1 protein-coding gene and 1 pseudogene are annotated in these 1,621 nt (G+C 35.7%); both read left to right on the top strand.

Annotated elements, in window-relative coordinates:
- Positions 1 to 188, top strand: a pseudogene (locus tag COZ07_RS05585) (allantoinase AllB); the annotation flags it as partial.
- 510 nt (positions 189 to 698) lie between these two features.
- The gene (locus COZ07_RS05580) at positions 699 to 1,463 is read left to right on the top strand and encodes an HD-GYP domain-containing protein (protein ID WP_406607594.1); all 765 of its coding nucleotides are present in this window, start codon (positions 699 to 701) and stop codon (positions 1,461 to 1,463) included.
- The last annotated feature ends 158 nt before the right edge of the window (positions 1,464 to 1,621 follow it).

Below are 1,621 nucleotides of genomic sequence, written 5' to 3'. Positions count from 1 at the left end.
TTGACCCGGATAAGAAAGATATTATTTCTAAAGATAAAATGTTTACTAAATGTAGAGATAGTGCCTTAGTGTATGACGGATGGGAAGTCTATGGAAAACCGGAAAAGACCATAGTTAGAGGGAAAATAGTCTTTGATAATGGAGAAATAATTGTTTCTCCAGGATATGGAGAGATTATAAAAGTGTGACAGGGGACTTCAGGTTGTGTGAAAAGTCGCCTTTTGAGCAAAATATAGTGTTGAAGTGGAGTATAATATTATATTTTAACCTATATCTATATACTTATTCCCAATTATGAAGTAAATAATTTGCGTAAGTGGAGGCAAGTAATTTCCAGAATGATTTTTCATACAGTCTGACGGTCCCCCGTTTGATGTTTGATATTGTATATACATTTGAATTACATTATAATTAATATATGAAAGAAATAAAAAACAAGAGCAATAAGTGGGCTGCCTAGCCTGCGTTGCACTTGACGCGCTGAGATGCACTGAGTTATGATCTGGGTGAATGTACTGCAGGCAAGCAGTGCTTGTCCAGGACAAGCTGGGAAAGCTTATTAATGTTTTGCTTGAAAATTTCGGCGCTCGGGACATCTATTTCCTGGCAAAAAAAGAAACTGGATATACAATACAAGTTGAAGGGCATGCAACTAATATTTTAGTGCATATGCCGAAGGAAAGAACAGCCAATGCTGAATGTATTCCTTTCAAATTATATTTAAAGGAGATCTTAAAGGACTCCTGTATTTTGAAAATAATTTGATAGAAGGCGCTTTTAACAAGAAACAAACTGAAATATTATCGGTTATAGCTTCACCGCTTGCGATTTCATTAGAAAATGCTAACCTATTTAACAAATTAAAAGCAAGTAACGAAATGTTATCCAAAATGCTGCAAAAGGCAATCAATGTTATATCAAAAATTGTTGAACTTAGGGATGTATACACTTCAGCACACCAAAAAAAAGTACAGCAACTTTCGTGTGCGATTGCAAAGGAGATGGGCTTGCCAGAAGATACTATCAATAATATATCTTTGGGCGCACTGATTCATGATATTGGGAGAATATATATTGCATCAGAAATTCTCAACAAACCTGGGAAAATTTCGAACCTTGAATATCAATTACTGCAAACGCATGTTACGAATGGATATGAGGCAGTGAAAGAGATTTATTTTCCCCAGCCGATAACCGACATGATTTATCAACACCACGAGAGGCTTGATGGCTCAGGATATCTTCAAAGATTAATTGGAGACAAAATAACCATGGAGAGCAGAATATTGGCTGTAGCTGATGTAGTAGAGGCTATGACTTCGGACCGACCATATAGGGCTGCTTTAGGAATTGATTTAGCACTAGAAGAAATTTTGTTGCACAAAGGCACCAAATACGATGCTGATGTGGTTGATGTTTGCAAAAAATTATTTCAAAAGCAAGGATTTAAATTCTCTTCATGAAAGCGAGGCTAACATCTATGGATAATACTGAACCACTATTATTACGGTCATTATATATTGCAATAAGAAAAATATCATACACTATAACCGTGGAAAAGACGGATGCAAAAAGACTCTCGTCCAAAGTTCGTTATTGGGAGTATTTGTTCTATGAGAAT

Source organism: Candidatus Infernicultor aquiphilus, from assembly GCF_002784285.1.
Lineage (GTDB): Bacteria > Atribacterota > Phoenicimicrobiia > Phoenicimicrobiales > Phoenicimicrobiaceae > Infernicultor > Infernicultor aquiphilus.
The sequence above is the reverse complement of the archived record's forward strand: the minus strand, read 5'-3'. Positions and strand labels throughout refer to the sequence as shown.

Bases quoted from the DNA above. Each gene is read 5' to 3' on its own strand.
- COZ07_RS05580 (WP_406607594.1), top strand. From the start codon at position 699: ATGTATTCCTTTCAAATTATATTTAAAGGAGATCTTAAAGGACTCCTG.